Here is a 16,546-nt window from a genome sequence, read left to right as displayed (position 1 = left end):
AATGAAAAATTTGTTTAAACGTAATATTAAAACACAAATTTTAAAATCACAAGATATGTTAGTTAATAATTCAAATCCAGAAAAAATTATTGATAATCAAAATAAAAAAAAGTATAGATTTAAAAAATGGTTTAAACTTAAAAAAAATAATGTTTCTTTACAAGAAGTAGCAAAAAATAAATCGAAAATGAAACGAGTAAAAAAGAAAAAAGCATTGTTATGTTGAAAAAAAACAAACCAAAAAATAAGTTTTATTAAAAATAAAATCAAAGATAAATCAGTAAATTTTGGTTTTAAATCATGAGTTACGCTTGCTTATCCATATTTATTGGTGATGGTAATTTTAATTGTATTGCCATTATTAATTGTAATTTTATATTCAATTATTAAAGCAACTAATAATGCTTGAATATTTCGTTTTACATTTAGTAATTTTAATGATTTTTTTAAAGAAAATAGCTATGTTATGGTTTTATTACGTTCTATTGGTTATTCATTTGTTGCCACTTTAATTGCTGTTATTTTTGGTTATCCCATTGCTTATATTATGGCTTTTATGTCAACAAAAATTGCTTCAAAAAATATTTGAGTTTTAGTTACTTTACCAATTTGAATTAACATTTTATTACGTACAATTGGATTACAAATTATTTTTAGTATTTTAGGTCCTAATGTTTTATTAGGAACTCCAATTGGTATTATTTTAGCAATGGTTTATATGTTTATGCCTTTCGTTATTTTACCAATTTATAATTCTTTAGAAAAAACAGATCGCAATTTATTAGAAGCAAGTCAAGATTTAGGAGCTTCTAAGATGAAAACATTTTGAAAAGTTACCTTTCGTTTTTCAGTGCCTGGTATTGTTTCTGGTTTTACTTTGATGATGTTAAGTGCTATGACTTCACTAGTAGTAGTTAAATATATTGGTGAAGGAAAAACTATTTTAATTGCAAATATTATTGAATCATATTTTTATCGTGGTGCTAATTTTGCTTATGGTGCTGCTATTTCTGTTATTTTAGGTATTATTGTTTTAATTATTATTTTTACTTTAAAAGTGATTGGTAGTTGAGCTACTGGTAAAAAAATAGGAGGTATTAATTAATGAGATCTTTTTTTAAAAATAGTTATTTAGCTATTATCTTTTTATTATTTTATACTCCAATTTTAGTTTTAATGATATTTTCTTTTAATGGTGGCGATTCAGTTCGCAGTTGAAATTCTTGATCATTGCAACCTTATTACGATTTATTTCAACAAAGTGAACTTTGAGAATCGGTTAGTGTAACATTAATTGTTGCTTTTATTTCCACTTTTGTTGCTGTTATTATTGGTACTTTTGCTGCTTTGGGTTTAAGTAAAACAAAAAAAATAACACGTAATATTACTTTAGGGATTACTAATATTCCTTTAGTTAATGCTGATATTGTTACTGCTGTTTCTTTAATGTTATTATTTATGGCATTTGGTTTTAGTTTTGGTCTTGGAACATTAATTTTCGCTCATATTTCTTTTAATATTCCTTATGTTATTATTACTGTTTTACCAAAAATTAGATCAATAAATATGTCACAATTAGAAGCAAGTCAAGATTTAGGTGCGACACCTTGATATACGTTACGTAAAATTGTATTACCAACAATTAAACCAGCAATAATTGCTGGAGCAGCTATTGCTTTTGCTATGAGTTTTGATGATTTTTTAATTTCTTATTTTACTGGCGGTAATACTTCTAACGTTTCAACTTTTATTTATTCTTTAAAACGAATTAAGCCTTATATTAATGCTTTTTCAACAATAATTATTTTATTAATTGCAGTACTTATTATTTCTTGAAATACTTATGTTCTTTGCAAAAAACAAATTAAACAACGTAATGAAAAAATTGATAAAGGTATTTATCATGATAAAAAAATTATTAAAACTGAGAAGTTGTTAACTAAATATTATTTACAATTAAATGGTTTTAACTATAAAAAGGTTAAGGGTAAAAGTAGAAAACGTAAATCATTATATAGTGATGGTAATTTTGAAATTGTAACTGAGCAAGATATTATTAAAATTCAAGATTATATTAAAAATCACCCGAAACTTATTAATCAAATTTCTAAACTTGAAGCAAAACTTGAGATGGAATCAATTTGAATTGAACATATAAAGAATAAGATTAAAAAAAAGAAAGAGTTAAAAGAAGAACGCTCAAAATCAAGAAGAGAGAAATATCGTTTTTTACTATGACCGTGAAAATTAATTATGACTAGTATCATCTTATTATCAAGTTTTATTATTTTGGGTGCTTTCTACATTTATACTAATGTTTATGATTTATCAATTGCTAATTGAGGTGAATATATGAATCCCAATATTTTAAAAGAATTTCAAAATAAATATCAAGTTAAAATAAAATATTCAACTTTTGATGATAATGAATCATTGTATGCTAAATTGTATACTACTAGTTATGATGTAATGGTTCCTAGTGATTATATGGTGGCTAAATTAGCAAGTGAAGATAGACTTTTTCCAATTGCATCAAAAAATTCTGCAGGCGATATTGAGTATGATAGTAGAATTGATTTTAATCCCAAAGAAGATATTAATCATGATTTATATGAATTAATGAATAATTATCGAGTTGAAAATAGTGATGGAATTTTAAATGAATTTGGTTTAAATAGTTATAGTATTCCTTATTTTTGAGGTGATGTTGTATTAGTAATTAATACTACTAATGCAAATAATCTTAGTGATATTGGTATTGAGGCTGATGGTTCAAATGTTCAATGAAGTGTTTTAACAGACGCTGCAAAATTGGGTAAACGTATCGTTTTAAATGATGATATGCATAACTTATTTATGACTGCGCTTACTGATTTACACTATAAAAATAAATGAGGAGAAAATAACGGTTCAGGTCAATATAGTCAAGTAGGAAATGATTTTCATGATAATATTAATGCTCATAGTCCAATTGAAATTAAAGATGCAAGTGATTGGTTAGAACCAGTTATCAAAAATAAAAATACAAAATTATTAAATGATGATATTGTTGATGAAATTAGTAATGAAAATAAGTGGGATGTAGCAATGATGTATAACGGTGATTTATTATCTGCAATTGCTGATGATCCTGATTCTTATAATGGTAAGTACCTTGTTGTTAGACCATATATGGGGACTAATGTTTGAAATGATGATATGGTAATTAGTAAAGATTCTCCTCATAAAGATTTAGCTTTTAAATTTATTAATTATATAATGCAAAAACAAACACAAGTTGATTTAAGTAGTGAATTTGGTTATACCTCACCTTTACAAGCAGCCATGGATGAAGTTAGTACTAATTTTTCAGCAGAAATTTGAAAGCATGTATATATTCCAAAAAATGGTCAATTACCCGATCCATTAGATCGAAGTAAGCATCACGAAGGATATTTTAACGGTTTATATACTCGTAGTTTTGACCCACAAATGCAAACTGCTTATAATAGATTATTAGTACGTTAATAAAATAAATTGTAATATTAAGTTTAAAAAAATATAAAAAAATATTGTAACTTATAGTATAATTTAATACGAAAGGGGTTAATTCATTGTGGCACGTCGTAAAAAGTGAGAAAAAGAAGACAAAGAAAAAATATGAAACTATTCTATTCAAAAAATGGAGAAATATTTTAAAGGATTATCTGAATTTTGAACATTGAATGTGCAAGCTCCTTGTCCGTGGTGTTGTTTGCCAATGATAAAAGGTGTGCTTATCAAGGTGAACAACCAACTTCAGCATTTGCTTGAAATATTGATCACATTGATGGTGATCCAAATAATAATAGTTTAGAAAATTTACAACCAATGCATGTTGAATGTAATATTAAAAAAAATTAATCATAAATTAAAAATTCAATGAATATTTAATTTAATCATTGAATTTTTAATTTAATTTTTATCTTAATTAAGAAAAATTATTTTGAAAATTATTTTACTATTAGTGTTCTTTTTAATTAAAAATATTCAATATTTTTTTAAAAAGAATATTGTCTTTTTTTATAATAAGTGTAATATTATTTTTAAGGACAGAGTATTTCTTTCCTTATAATTTTAATAGGTGTATAGCAAAGTTTATATGATTATTAAAATTATTAATATTAAAATATAAAAACTAAATTTAATTGGTTTACTTTAAACCTTAGTTTTATTTTTATTAAAACTAAGGTTTAAACTATTTTAATATTTTTTCCTATTTTAATATTTTAGTTAAAAATAGCAAGTTAAAGCGTTAAGCTATATTTTTCACTTTAGATTATTTTAAAAATAATGCTAGGAAAGGATTGTTAAAATGAAATATAAAATAAATAGTAATAGCCCGAGTAAAGATATGATTAATCAGGATAAACATAAAAAAATAAAAACAGGATCTAATTCAATATATACAATTAATGTTAAAAAAAATAAGAAGAAAAGAATCTTATTATTTTCGTTGTATTTATTAGCATTTGGTTCTACAACAGTTACTACGATATTACTCTTACATACTACTGCTGCTTTCAATAATTCTGAATTTAATCCGAATTCTAATAATAAATTATGAGATGATTATTATCAAAAACATCATCGTAATTCTGGACCTATTAGTTTAGATTCTACTATTGCTTATTTTAGTAAATCAACAAATATTGTTAATTTTAATGTTATTGAAAATGCTGCTGATAATGGTAATATTGATTTTACAAATGTTTTAAGTAGTATTGATAATAATTTACAAAAAACTGATCCTAAAATTGAAAGTGATATTGATAATGATAATTCAACTTTATTACCAATTAATTTTTTCTTAAATGCTAATTATAATCCAGCAGTTAACTTTACTGTTGGTAAGGATAAAAAGCCGATAACTAATACTTCTTTTATTTTGCCAAAGAACTTTAATGAGTCTAAAAGTTATGTTTTAAATTTAACAACTAATGATCAAGCATCAATTTTTGGTATTAAAAATACTAATGTTAATATCGAAATTAATATTAATATTATAAATCAAGTTGCAATTAATATTGCTAGTTTACCAGTTAACTTTCCTGATAAAATTATTAATATTACTAATCCTGAAAATGCTACTATTGATTCAATAAAAGATAAATGATTAATTCCAACAATTCAAGATCAATTTGCAACAACTTTAAGTAAAGCATTAAATGTACCCAAAAAAGAAATTAAACCTAGTTATTACAAAATTGAATTTCAAGATGGTTCAGAACCACAAAATTTTACTACATCTGTTCCTGTTCAATTTTCAATTACGTCTTTAGATAATAATCCTTGAAACTTTACAGGAAAAAAAGATAATTGCACTATAAATGTTAAAAATGATATTGCTGATTTAAGTAGTATGAAAGAATTAACTAATGAAATTGAAGCACAATATAATAATGATAAAGATAATAAAAACTTTCAAATTACTTTAGATAATCAAAAAGATGAAAAAGGTAATTTTATTAATGCGGATAGTAAATTATCAGAAGAAGATGTTAAATTCGTTAATAGTCAAATTATTGAGAGTGTAAAGAAGATTTGTCAATCTTATTTCCAAAAAAATTATTCAGATCTTAATATTGAAGATAGTGATTATACAATATCAACAAATTTAGAAGTTGGTCATGATATTTTTAATAATAAATTAGGTAAAAATATTGAAATAAAAATAACTGCTAATCCTAATGATCATAAATTAACAAAAAGTTTAGATAACATTAAGGCAATTGTTCATGGTCATAATAAAAATAATATTACTGGTAATTATCCTTCACCAAAAGATTTTGCATTAAAAGGTATTTGATTAAAAGATGGTCAAGATGCAAATATTTTACAAGAAGGTCAACATTTTTATGAACAAGATAATTTATTAGATAATTGAATTACCAATAAAAATAGCTTATTAAATACAATTAATAACAATTCTTATCATCCAGTTAATGATGGATTTACTGGGCAGTTCACTATGAATTATTTATTAGATGGTGATAAAACACCAAGTGGTATGTCAGTTGATATTAGTAAAGATATTAAAGGTGGTAAGGTAAATAATTTCTGAGATTTAATTACTCAAACAAAAAGTATTTTTCTAGAAACCGATGTTGCAGTAACAACAAAATCGGGTTGAGAGTTAAATAATGTAAAATTAGTATTTACTGACAGCGAAACACAACCAACTAAAGATAATACACTTTATACTCTTGATTTATCAGAAAGGTTTGCTGGCAAAACTATTAGTGATCGTGCTACTTTAACATTCCCTGATTTTAATTTTAATTTTAATTACCAGTTAGTAAGTTAAAAAAAGGAAAAACTAATATGAAACAATTATTAATCATTTTAAGTACATTAACAACATTAACTTTAACAAGTAGTAGTATTATTAATACTATTGATGATACTAATACTACAATTAATAAATTATTAGCAAATAAATCATCAATAAGTGATTCTGTAACTTCATTATTTAATAATCAATATGGTTATTTAAATGATAGTGATATAATAACTAATCAATCAATAATAGATCATAAATATTATAGTTATGATACTAGTCATGCTAATTATTTATTAAGTGATGGTAAGACATCAGCACGAACATTATTTATTGTTAATGATAAAGGTGAATTAGTTTATAAAAAAGATGCTATAATACCAGCAAAAGATAAAGTTGATGTTAATAATACTAAACAAGAAATGCTTAGTCATAAAAAAATTGATAGTATTTATAATATTTATAATCCATATAGTAAAAGTGAATATTCTAACAAATATTTTAGTGGTGATAATACTGATTGACAATATATTCAATTTGGTGGCGTTGAAAAACATATTGATATTTCCCAACAAGTAGGTGCTGATAAAGTTGAAAATAGTAGTAGTTTAAGTGAAACATTAGGTTTATATTATATTGCAAAAGCAGCAAATCAAAATAAAATTACTAAAGCAGTGGCTGTTAATTTAGGAACATATTTTATGAGTCAAACAATTATTAAAGATAATTTTAATAAAGATTTAACTAGTAAAATTATTAATTTAATTAGTACTAATAATAATATTTTTAATTTTATATATAGTTCACCAATGAACATAAATGATAAAAATTATTCAATCAATTATATTTTTGATAATAATAATATAATTTCTATTTATTATACAAAATGAAATAATGATAATCTTGTTTCAAATATCAATGTTAAAACTTATGAAAGTTATAGTGGAAATAATGATTATGGTATGTGATATTATGGACCTACAACTGTTATTAGCAATTTTACGCAAGATGGTAAGATTGCTAGCTGAAAAGATTTTATTACTATATATCCAACATTAACTTTTGATGATAATTCATTTTTTTCTGTCTATTGTCAATATGGTAAGGATCAATATAGTGGTTCAAAATTAAGTATTGATACTTCTAAAATTGATACTAGTTACAATTTTAATCATAACTTTTGATCAGTAAGTGTTAATCATGATGGAGGAATATTTGGAGCTCATGTTGAAATAAAAGCTGATGCACAAATTTGACATGATGATCATAATATTTATATTAGTTATAGATGATATGAATATTCTAAATTTGCAACGGAAGGTGTTTTTTCTCAACTACACTAAATCAATCATCTTTTATTAACATTATGAAATAAAATTTATAAAATGTTATATCTATTATTATAGATTAATAAGATATTTTAATTTATAAAAAATATTATTTTAGGATGCTAAAAATAGAAAGGAAAAATACAATGAAACAATTATTAATTACTTTAAGTACATTAACAACATTAACTTTGGCAAGTAATAGTATTATTAATACTATTGATGCTACTAATACTACCATTAATAAATTATTAGCAAATAAATCATCAATAAGTGATTCTGTAACTTCATTATTTAATAATCAATATGGTTATTTAAATGATAGTGATATAATAACTAATCAATCAATAACTGATCATAAGTTTTATAGTTATGACACATCAGCTTTAAAAAGTTATACTTTTGCTAACGCAAGAGATGTTTTTTTAGTAAATAATGAAGGAACTTTAATTTATAATCCTGATATTATTATTCCTGCTGATCAAAAATTAAATATTGAAAATACGATGCAAGAAATGATTAGTCATAAAAAAATAACTACAGTTAAAGCAAATTACAATTCTTATAGTAATAGTCAGTATTCATCTACTGATTTTAGTGGTGATAATACTGATTGACAATATTTGCAATTTGGTGGTGTTAATAAACATATTGATATTTCACAACAAGTAGGTGCTGATAAAGTTGAACATAGCAATAGTTTAAGTGAAACATCAGGTTTATATTATATTGCTAAAGCAGTAATTAAAAATAAGATTAGTCTTTTAATTTTGTAGAAAAGTAGTGGTAAAATAAAAAAAGTCATCAACTTGACTTAAAATTTGATTTTATTAAATTTTGGGATTTATTTTTTTTACAAACTGAAATATAACACATTGGATTTTTGATAAGGGGTTAATCCGTAGTGTTGATATTTTCATTTCCATAAATTGAGGTAATTTTGAATATTGGTAAATCCAATGCCATGGTAATGAGTAATAAATTCTTTTAAACTTGATTGTATTTTACTGACATTACTTAATTTTTTATAATTTAATTCTTTATTTTCTTTTGATTTAAACTGCTGGCAATGTTTAGTAATCTGTGTAACTTACAAAAATAACTATGTTTAATTAATTCTAGTAAATATAATTAAATGACTAGAAAGAGTGAGTTACAGATGGCTAAAAAACAAAATATTAATAATAATGATCCAATATCAAAAGCAGTAGATTTATTATTAGAAAATACTGAAGATTTAACAACAGTTTTTAAAGAAGGGGGTTTATATAAAGAATTAACAAAACGTTTAGTTGAAAAAATGTTGAATTCTGAAATGCAAAATTATTTAGGATATGAAAAAAATCAACATAGTAATACTGAAAATGCTCGTAATGGTACAAGTTCAAAAAAATTAATAACTCAACAAGGTAAAATTGAGATTGATGTACCAAGAGATCGCAATAGTGATTTTACTCCTGTAATAGTTGCAAAAAGACAGCGAAGATTTGATGGTTTTGATCAACAAGTGCTTTCACTATATGCAAAAGGTATGACTCTATCTGACATTAGAATGCAGTTACAAGAGTTATATCATGGTGCTGATATTAGTGAAAGTGTTATTAGTCAAATTACTGATGATGTTATTGATGATGTCAAAGCATGACAAAATCGACCATTAGAAAGCGTTTATCCGATTGTTTATTTTGATTGTATAGTAGTTAAAGTTCGACAAGATAAACGGATTATTAATAAATCAGTTTATATAGCATTAGGAGTTGATTTAGAAGGTAAAAAAGATGTTTTAGGCTTATGAATTAGTGAAAATGAAGGTGCTAAATTTTGATTAGCTAATTTCACAGAAATGAAAAATCGAGGCTTAAATGATATTTTGATTGCTTGTAGTGATAATTTAACAGGCATGTCAGAAGCAATACAAGCAGTTTATCCTAAAACAGAACATCAATTATGCATTGTTCATCAAATTCGAAATAGTTTAAAATATGTTTCATACAAACATCGAAAAACTCTAGTTACAGATTTAAAACCAATTTATAGTGCATGTAGTGAAGAACAAGCAATGCAAGCTTTAGAATCATTTGAAAGTAAATGAAATAAACAATATCCCCAAATTGCTAAATCTTGATATAAAAATTGAGAAAATTTGATGATTTTTATTAGTTATCCTGCAGAAATCAAAAGAGTAATTTATACAACAAATGCTATTGAATCTGTTAATAGTCAATTACGAAAAGTTATTAGAAACAAAAAAGCTTTTCCTAATGATATGTCAGTTTTTAAAATATTTTATTTAGCAATTGAAAATATAACAAAAAAATGAACATTGCCTATTCAAAATTGAAATACAGCAATTGCTCATTTTATGATAAAATTTGAAGACAGAATTAATCTGAACTAGTACTTTGTAAAACAAAGATACACAGATTTCTAAAAAGCCTCAAACTGCTGGATAGTGGATTTAGTTTGTTTAGCTACTATATCATATAATACTTGCATATCACAAACTATAATTGAATTTTCTTCGATAAGTTTCGATGTTAAGTTTTCTTGTACTCATTTTTTATTTAATCTTTTAGTATTTGTTGTTTGAGCATAGATATTTCGGTTTTCATCAATTGCCATTTGAATACAACAATTTAAATCTTTAGCATTTTCTTCAATTCATTGTTTTCTTGGATCATTTGGATCTTTAAAGTTTCCTTTATGAATTTCTTTGATAAAAGTTTCGTCAACTTCAATTCTAGTTTTTAATTTTACAAATTGATTTTGTGTTTTTACTAATTGTGTTGATTTCATAAATTTTTGACGATTAAATCAGGCAGTTTTATTTGTAGTATTAATAAATTGAGAAATAATGTAAGCAGATTGACCTAAAGTAGCTATTTGTATCAATAAATCTCATTGATCATGAGATAAATGACTTCAATAAAAATAATGATTTTTAAAAGCATGAAAAGTAATATTACAACTTTTACATTTATATCTTTGCTTATAATCTTTACTACCATATTTAGTACACAAAAAAGAACTACAATCTGGACATTGAATCCCTTTCTCTTTGAATTTTTGTTCGACTGCTTCAAATTTTTCTTTTTTCTCAATTTGTTTAATTCTAGTTTTATTTTCTCTAAAAATCTCAATAAAATCTTTATCAGACAAATTATTTAAAATTTCTTTTACTGTATTTTTATTCATTTAAAATCACCTCTTTAATATTAAAAATACCATATAAAAATATATTTTTGCTAATTTTACTAATACCACTACTTTTCTACAAAATTAAAGGATTAGTCAGTCAGTTGCTATTAATTTGGGAATATATTTTATAGCACAAAGTAGTTTAAAAGGAAAAATTAATAATGAATTAATTACTAAAATTATTGATTTAATTATTAATAATAAATACGTTTATAATTTTATGTTAAATATGCCATTTTCAAATGATGATACAAGTTATGTCATTAGTTATATTTTTGATCATAATAATAATATTATTGAGTTAAATTATAATCATTATAGTTACGAAAAAAGTAATACAAGTAATTTTGAAACTCATGTTAGTCCTGGTCCTTTTGCTTCAGTTGATTATACAGGTGATATTTATATTAATTATCAGGATTTATATTATTTAATTAATAATCAAAATAATTGAGATGTAATTTATAAGTATTTTATTAATGGAAACTTATTTGATTATAGTAATATGGAGCATGAAATTGGTGATAATTGAACTTTTAAAAATTTTTGAAATTCTATATTTAAAGATAATTTAACAAAATTTTTAAATAATATGGGTGTTAATGGAATAATAATTCATATTGACTGTTATGGTACAGATATATGACATCCTTCTTTAATTAATACATTTTATATTAAAAGTATTTCTCAATGAAATTAAGTACTTACATACTAAATTTAGTTTTTAAAATAAGCATTTTATTAATCTTCTTAAATAAAATTAATAAAGTGTTATATTTAGTATAGATTAGTCAGATATTTTTTATAAAATAATTTTTAGTAAACCTGAATTGTAAATATAAATGGGACAGTTTTTTAAAATAATTGTATTAAATCTATTGGTCTTTTATAAGATAGTGATTTTCTGGGTGTAGAATTAATTTGAAATGCTATAGTATTTAAATCTTTTTGTTTATATGAAGATAGATCTGTAGATTTTGGTAAATATCTTCTTAAAATACCATTATTATTTTCATTTAAACCTCTTTGACAAGGTTTACCAGGATCTGCAAAATAAATCTTAACATTACAATTTTTTTCGATTAATTTTCATTTACTAAATTCTTTACCACGATCAAAAGTAATAGTTTTAACTGTTCCTTTTTGTAACTTTGAAATAAATTTTATTATACTTTTTGTAATATTTTCTGATTTATTATTTTTAGTTGCTAAAGGAATTGTGGTTTTTGATCATATATCAGCTAAAGTAATAATAGAACTTTTATGATCTTTACCAATGATAGTATCACCCTCTAAATGACCAAATTCTTCTATATTTTTAATATTAGGAATGATTAAATTTCTTTCATGAATAGACTTACAATTATTAATTCTGCCCCTAGTTTCTTTTTGTTTGTGAGGTTTATTTTTTCCTTTTCTCAATAAGTTATTTTCATCAAAACCCATTCGATTTGTTTTAAACATGTTATATAAAGTTTTTGTTGAAATACTTTTTATTTTATTTTCCTTTAAAAAATTAGCAATTATATCAAGAGCATAATTTTTAGTAATTAACAAATGATTAATAGTATTAATTTCTATTAAAGTTAAAATTATTAATTTTCTACCTGCATTTTGTTTATTTTTTTGAATTTTATTCAATATTTCTAATGGCAATAAGTTTTGATTTAATAATCTACAAACTCTATGTACAGTTGATTTACTATAATCAATGGCTTTTGCTATTTTACGAATCGAAAATTCATAACTTTTATATTCTTTTATTGCTATTATTGATTCAATAGTCAGATACTTATACATTGTGCTAATTCCTTTCTTTTCTTAATTATAGAATTAACACAATTTAATTTTTATATAAGTGTCCTTTTTAATTTTACAATTCAGGAAAAATAAAATATATAATCATAAAAAATCACTCTTTTTATAAGAGTGATTAATATTAATTTAAACTAAACTACATCACAGCATATCGTGAATCTGAAAAATGCTCACTTATTGATGATTGTGTTTCATTGATTTCATTTATATTAAATGAATTAAATTTTTTAAATAAACCATTTAAATTTGTTTTTTTGCTTCAGTTATTGCTTGTTGTTCTAATCAATCTTTTATATCATTTTTAGGATTATTAATAACAACTCCATCTTCAACATTATCATTATTTATAGAACCATATCCATTATCATTTTCATTATTTATACAACATGATTGGGAGGTTCCCAAAAAAGTAGGAAGATAAATTACTAGATAAATAAATTCTTTCCAACATTACCATTTAAAAATGATGATAGATAAATTAAATTCTCTTTTACCCTTAAATTTATATTCGACGTATTTTAAAAAATATACATTTAAAAGATAAAATAAAAATTATTCTCAAAGGAAAAAGACAAGAAATAATCTTGTCTTTTTTTGTAATTGTAAAATTTTAAAATTTTTATTATTAACACCCTTTAAATATCTACTACACGCAGTGACCAAGTAGGAGAAAGTTAATAATTAATAACCATCTTTAACACTATTATCAACACGTGTTAGGGAATTAAAACAGTGAACCACAACACAGTTGTTAAAAATAGTGGCTAGAACATGTGGACTTGCATGGATAAATAAAAAGTGGAGTGATACCTAATAAAATATACTAACCAGTAATGGTAATTCTTGGGGTGGGAGCGAATTGGAAACTAGTATATATAGACCTACTAGGGAACCTACTATATTAATTCTATTCTTTATTTAACCAACCTTGCCACTTCTCAGTGAGCAAGCGTTGGTTTTATTTTTTATTTTTTTTGAAAATTTTTTTGGGCGAGAAAATAAATTTCAAACTTGTAAAAAAAAATTGAGCGGTGCAGGTTCAATTAAAATATTAATTTGTTTAACACAAATTAAATAAATATTGAATCGAATGCCTCGATTTCTTTTTAAAATTTCACAATTTATTTTTGAGCCCAGAATTTCTGGAATGAATAAAACTAATAGTATTAATAACCTGAATTGTAAAATTAAAAAGGACACTTATATAAAAATTAAATTGTGTTAATTCTATAATTAAGAAAAGAAAGGAATTAGCACAATGTATAAGTATCTGACTATTGAATCAATAATAGCAATAAAAGAATATAAAAGTTATGGATTTTCGATTCGTAAAATAGCAAAAGCCATTGATTATAGTAAATCAACTGTACATAGAGTTTGTAGATTATTAAATCAAAACTTATTACCATTAGAAATATTGAATAAAATTCAAAAAAATAAACAAAATGCAGGTAGAAAATTAATAATTTTAACTTTAATAGAAATTAATACTATTAATCATTTGTTAATTACTAAAAATTATGCTCTTGATATAATTGCTAATTTTTTAAAGGAAAATAAAATAAAAAGTATTTCAACAAAAACTTTATATAACATGTTTAAAACAAATCGAATGGGTTTTGATGAAAATAACTTATTGAGAAAAGGAAAAAATAAACCTCACAAACAAAAAGAAACTAGGGGCAGAATTAATAATTGTAAGTCTATTCATGAAAGAAATTTAATCATTCCTAATATTAAAAATATAGAAGAATTTGATCATTTAGAGGGTGATACTATCATTGGTAAAGATCATAAAAGTTCTATTATTACTTTAGCTGATATATGATCAAAAACCACAATTCCTTTAGCAACTAAAAATAATAAATCAGAAAATATTACAAAAAGTATAATAAAATTTATTTCAAAGTTACAAAAAGGAACAGTTAAAACTATTACTTTTGATCGTGGTAAAGAATTTAGTAAATGAAAATTAATCGAAAAAAATTGTAATGTTAAGATTTATTTTGCAGATCCTGGTAAACCTTGTCAAAGAGGTTTAAATGAAAATAATAATGGTATTTTAAGAAGATATTTACCAAAATCTACAGATCTATCTTCATATAAACAAAAAGATTTAAATACTATAGCATTTCAAATTAATTCTACACCCAGAAAATCACTATCTTATAAAAGACCAATAGATTTAATACAATTATTTTAAAAAACTGTCCCATTTATATTTACAATTCAGGTAATATAGAAAAATTAAGAGAAGAGTTTAAACAAAAAGTAATTAATAAATATAATGAAAAATTAATTATCTGATTGAATAAGCAAATTAGTATTTGTTTATGTGATTCATTAAAAGAAGCAGGTAAACTTACTGCTTATTATAAATTAATTAAGTTTATAGAAAATGGAGAACTTCATTAATGATAATATTACCTACTTTGTTTGAAAATAAAGATGAAATTGAAATATTATCACCATTTCCAAAAGCAATTCATACAAGTAATGATATTAGAGCAATTATTTTAAGACAATATCCAAATGTTAAATCAAAACACATAATTGTTTCTGATCCCGAAAGTAATGTTGCATTAATAGTTGGTGATAATGATGTTTATCAAGGTTGAATTAAAGTAACAGTTAAAAAATTAGAAATTAAAGGAGAATAAAATGCCAAGTATAGAAAATACACAATCAAATTATACTTTAACTAAATTAATAAGAACTGGTATAAGCCCAATTTGTGCAATGATAGGTACAAGTGCTTATTATGGTCAAGTAATAGATAATTCAATATTGGGTTCAATTAATAGTTTATTATTTGGTAAAAAATTAGGTTTAGATATATGAAATTTAAATCAAAGACCAAATACTAAAACTAAATTAATTAATAGTTCTAAAAAAATCTTATTAGGTTTAGGAACAATTGGATTAGCAAATTATAGTAAATGAACTGAAAATAATATTAATCCTATTATTCCAACAACACCAATTCCAGTAACTACTACAACTACAACAGAAGGTCCGCCATGATTACTATTAAATAAACAAGAAAATCAATCATTAATGGATTGAGATACATATATTAGTTTAAATGCTTATGGTATTTCAAATCTTATTAGTGGATTAACTGAGTTAATACCTAATAAATTTGAAACAATAAGAAAAATTTGTAATATGGCTACTGGTGGTGGTTTAATTTCAAGTGGTGTTGCAATGGGGATAAATAATGATTTTAATAATGCTTATGCAGTACCTACCATAATTGCTGGTGCAAGTGAAATTATCCATAATTTATTACCTATGGAAAGAAAATTTGATGTAGAAATGCAAGAAACTAGTTTTACAAATGAAATAGCACATTTAATTAATAATGATAATAGATTTTCAATTAATAGTGAAATAACTAGTCAATATGGTAGTGATAATATGAGTGAAGTTAATGTTAATGCAAATTTAGAATTTGATGAAAATTATTATCATTTATAAAAAGGAGAATATTAAAATGAAATATGCTTATTTATTAAAATATAAAACTAATTATGGAATTGAAACAAAATATAAATTATTTTCTACAATTGAAAATGCTATTAATTTTCATAGAAATTATAAACATCATATATTAGAAAATGCTTATATTCAGGATTATCAAATATTAGTAATGGAATTAGATACAAATCAAAAAATTAATTAATGAAAGGAAAATATTGAAATGAAAGAATTTATACATGAATTAATTATTATTGGAACAAGCGTTGGAACATTAATTTGCAGAGAAATTATTGTTTTATTAAAAAGATTTATCACAACTCCAAAACATGTTAGAGCAAATAACAAAATTATTAAACATCAAAAAAAATTAGCAAAGTTAAATGAAAAGATTAATAAAGAAAATAAATAAAAAAGTGGTGAT

General features: G+C 23.2%; 16 protein-coding genes. 13 read left to right on the top strand and 3 right to left on the bottom strand.

The window, feature by feature from the left end:
* Position 1 precedes the first annotated feature (1 nt).
* From potB to AAHH39_RS08040, 7 genes are all read left to right on the top strand, one after another.
* The gene (gene potB, locus AAHH39_RS08070; protein WP_342217693.1) at positions 2 to 1,105 is read left to right on the top strand and encodes a spermidine/putrescine ABC transporter permease; all 1,104 of its coding nucleotides are present in this window, start codon (positions 2 to 4) and stop codon (positions 1,103 to 1,105) included.
* Positions 1,105 to 3,507, top strand: coding sequence for an extracellular solute-binding protein (locus AAHH39_RS08065; RefSeq protein ID WP_342217692.1), 2,403 nt, complete (start codon positions 1,105 to 1,107; stop codon positions 3,505 to 3,507). Before potB ends, AAHH39_RS08065 begins: the two co-directional genes overlap by 1 nt.
* Positions 3,508 to 3,726: 219 nt before the next feature.
* A complete protein-coding gene (locus AAHH39_RS08060; protein WP_342217691.1) occupies positions 3,727 to 3,882 on the top strand; it encodes an HNH endonuclease signature motif containing protein in 156 nt (51 codons plus the stop codon).
* A gap of 451 nt (positions 3,883 to 4,333) precedes the next feature.
* Complete coding sequence (locus AAHH39_RS08055; protein ID WP_342217690.1) at positions 4,334 to 6,325, top strand: hypothetical protein; 1,992 nt, start codon at positions 4,334 to 4,336, stop codon at positions 6,323 to 6,325.
* Between the two features lie 17 nt (positions 6,326 to 6,342).
* Positions 6,343 to 7,641: a hypothetical protein gene (locus tag AAHH39_RS08050; RefSeq protein WP_342217689.1), complete on the top strand. Its 1,299-nt coding sequence runs from the start codon at positions 6,343 to 6,345 to the stop codon at positions 7,639 to 7,641.
* 131 nt (positions 7,642 to 7,772) lie between these two features.
* Complete coding sequence (locus AAHH39_RS08045) at positions 7,773 to 8,402, top strand: hypothetical protein (protein WP_342217688.1); 630 nt, start codon at positions 7,773 to 7,775, stop codon at positions 8,400 to 8,402.
* 383 nt (positions 8,403 to 8,785) lie between these two features.
* On the top strand, positions 8,786 to 10,024 hold the full coding sequence (locus tag AAHH39_RS08040) for an IS256 family transposase (protein ID WP_342219293.1): 1,239 nt from the start codon (positions 8,786 to 8,788) through the stop codon (positions 10,022 to 10,024).
* A 29-nt stretch (positions 10,025 to 10,053) separates the two neighbouring features.
* On the opposite strand, the gene AAHH39_RS08035 is transcribed toward AAHH39_RS08040, so the two are convergent.
* Positions 10,054 to 10,821 carry a transposase-like zinc-binding domain-containing protein gene (locus AAHH39_RS08035; RefSeq protein ID WP_342217687.1) on the bottom strand — a complete coding sequence of 256 codons (768 nt, stop codon included), beginning with the start codon at positions 10,819 to 10,821 and terminating at the stop codon, positions 10,054 to 10,056.
* Between the two features lie 115 nt (positions 10,822 to 10,936).
* Between AAHH39_RS08035 and AAHH39_RS08030 the strand changes: the two genes are divergently transcribed.
* Entirely contained in the window at positions 10,937 to 11,524 is a 588-nt protein-coding gene (locus tag AAHH39_RS08030) for a hypothetical protein (RefSeq protein WP_342217686.1), read from the top strand.
* Between the two features lie 155 nt (positions 11,525 to 11,679).
* On the opposite strand, the gene AAHH39_RS08025 is transcribed toward AAHH39_RS08030, so the two are convergent.
* Positions 11,680 to 12,624 carry an IS30 family transposase gene (locus AAHH39_RS08025; protein ID WP_342217685.1) on the bottom strand — a complete coding sequence of 315 codons (945 nt, stop codon included), beginning with the start codon at positions 12,622 to 12,624 and terminating at the stop codon, positions 11,680 to 11,682.
* 258 nt (positions 12,625 to 12,882) lie between these two features.
* Entirely contained in the window at positions 12,883 to 13,047 is a 165-nt protein-coding gene (locus AAHH39_RS08020) for a hypothetical protein (protein WP_342217684.1), read from the bottom strand.
* Between the two features lie 853 nt (positions 13,048 to 13,900).
* Between AAHH39_RS08020 and AAHH39_RS08015 the strand changes: the two genes are divergently transcribed.
* The 5 genes from AAHH39_RS08015 to AAHH39_RS07995 all read left to right on the top strand — a co-directional run bounded on the left by AAHH39_RS08015 (position 13,901) and on the right by AAHH39_RS07995 (position 16,534).
* Entirely contained in the window at positions 13,901 to 14,845 is a 945-nt protein-coding gene (locus AAHH39_RS08015; RefSeq protein WP_342217683.1) for an IS30 family transposase, read from the top strand.
* Positions 14,846 to 15,056: 211 nt separating this feature from the next.
* Complete coding sequence (locus tag AAHH39_RS08010) at positions 15,057 to 15,302, top strand: hypothetical protein (protein ID WP_286640816.1); 246 nt, start codon at positions 15,057 to 15,059, stop codon at positions 15,300 to 15,302.
* A 1-nt stretch (position 15,303) separates the two neighbouring features.
* A complete protein-coding gene (locus tag AAHH39_RS08005; protein ID WP_342217682.1) occupies positions 15,304 to 16,122 on the top strand; it encodes a hypothetical protein in 819 nt (272 codons plus the stop codon).
* 16 nt (positions 16,123 to 16,138) lie between these two features.
* Positions 16,139 to 16,327, top strand: a complete 189-nt coding sequence (locus tag AAHH39_RS08000; RefSeq protein ID WP_338956672.1) for a hypothetical protein — start codon at positions 16,139 to 16,141, stop codon at positions 16,325 to 16,327.
* 18 nt (positions 16,328 to 16,345) lie between these two features.
* Positions 16,346 to 16,534: a hypothetical protein gene (locus tag AAHH39_RS07995; protein WP_338956674.1), complete on the top strand. Its 189-nt coding sequence runs from the start codon at positions 16,346 to 16,348 to the stop codon at positions 16,532 to 16,534.
* Positions 16,535 to 16,546: the final 12 nt, after the last annotated feature.

The organism is Spiroplasma endosymbiont of Amphimallon solstitiale (genome assembly GCF_964030965.1).
Classification (GTDB): domain Bacteria; phylum Bacillota_I; class Bacilli_A; order Mycoplasmatales; family VBWQ01; genus Spiroplasma_E.
The sequence above is the reverse complement of the archived record's forward strand: the minus strand, read 5'-3'. Positions and strand labels throughout refer to the sequence as shown.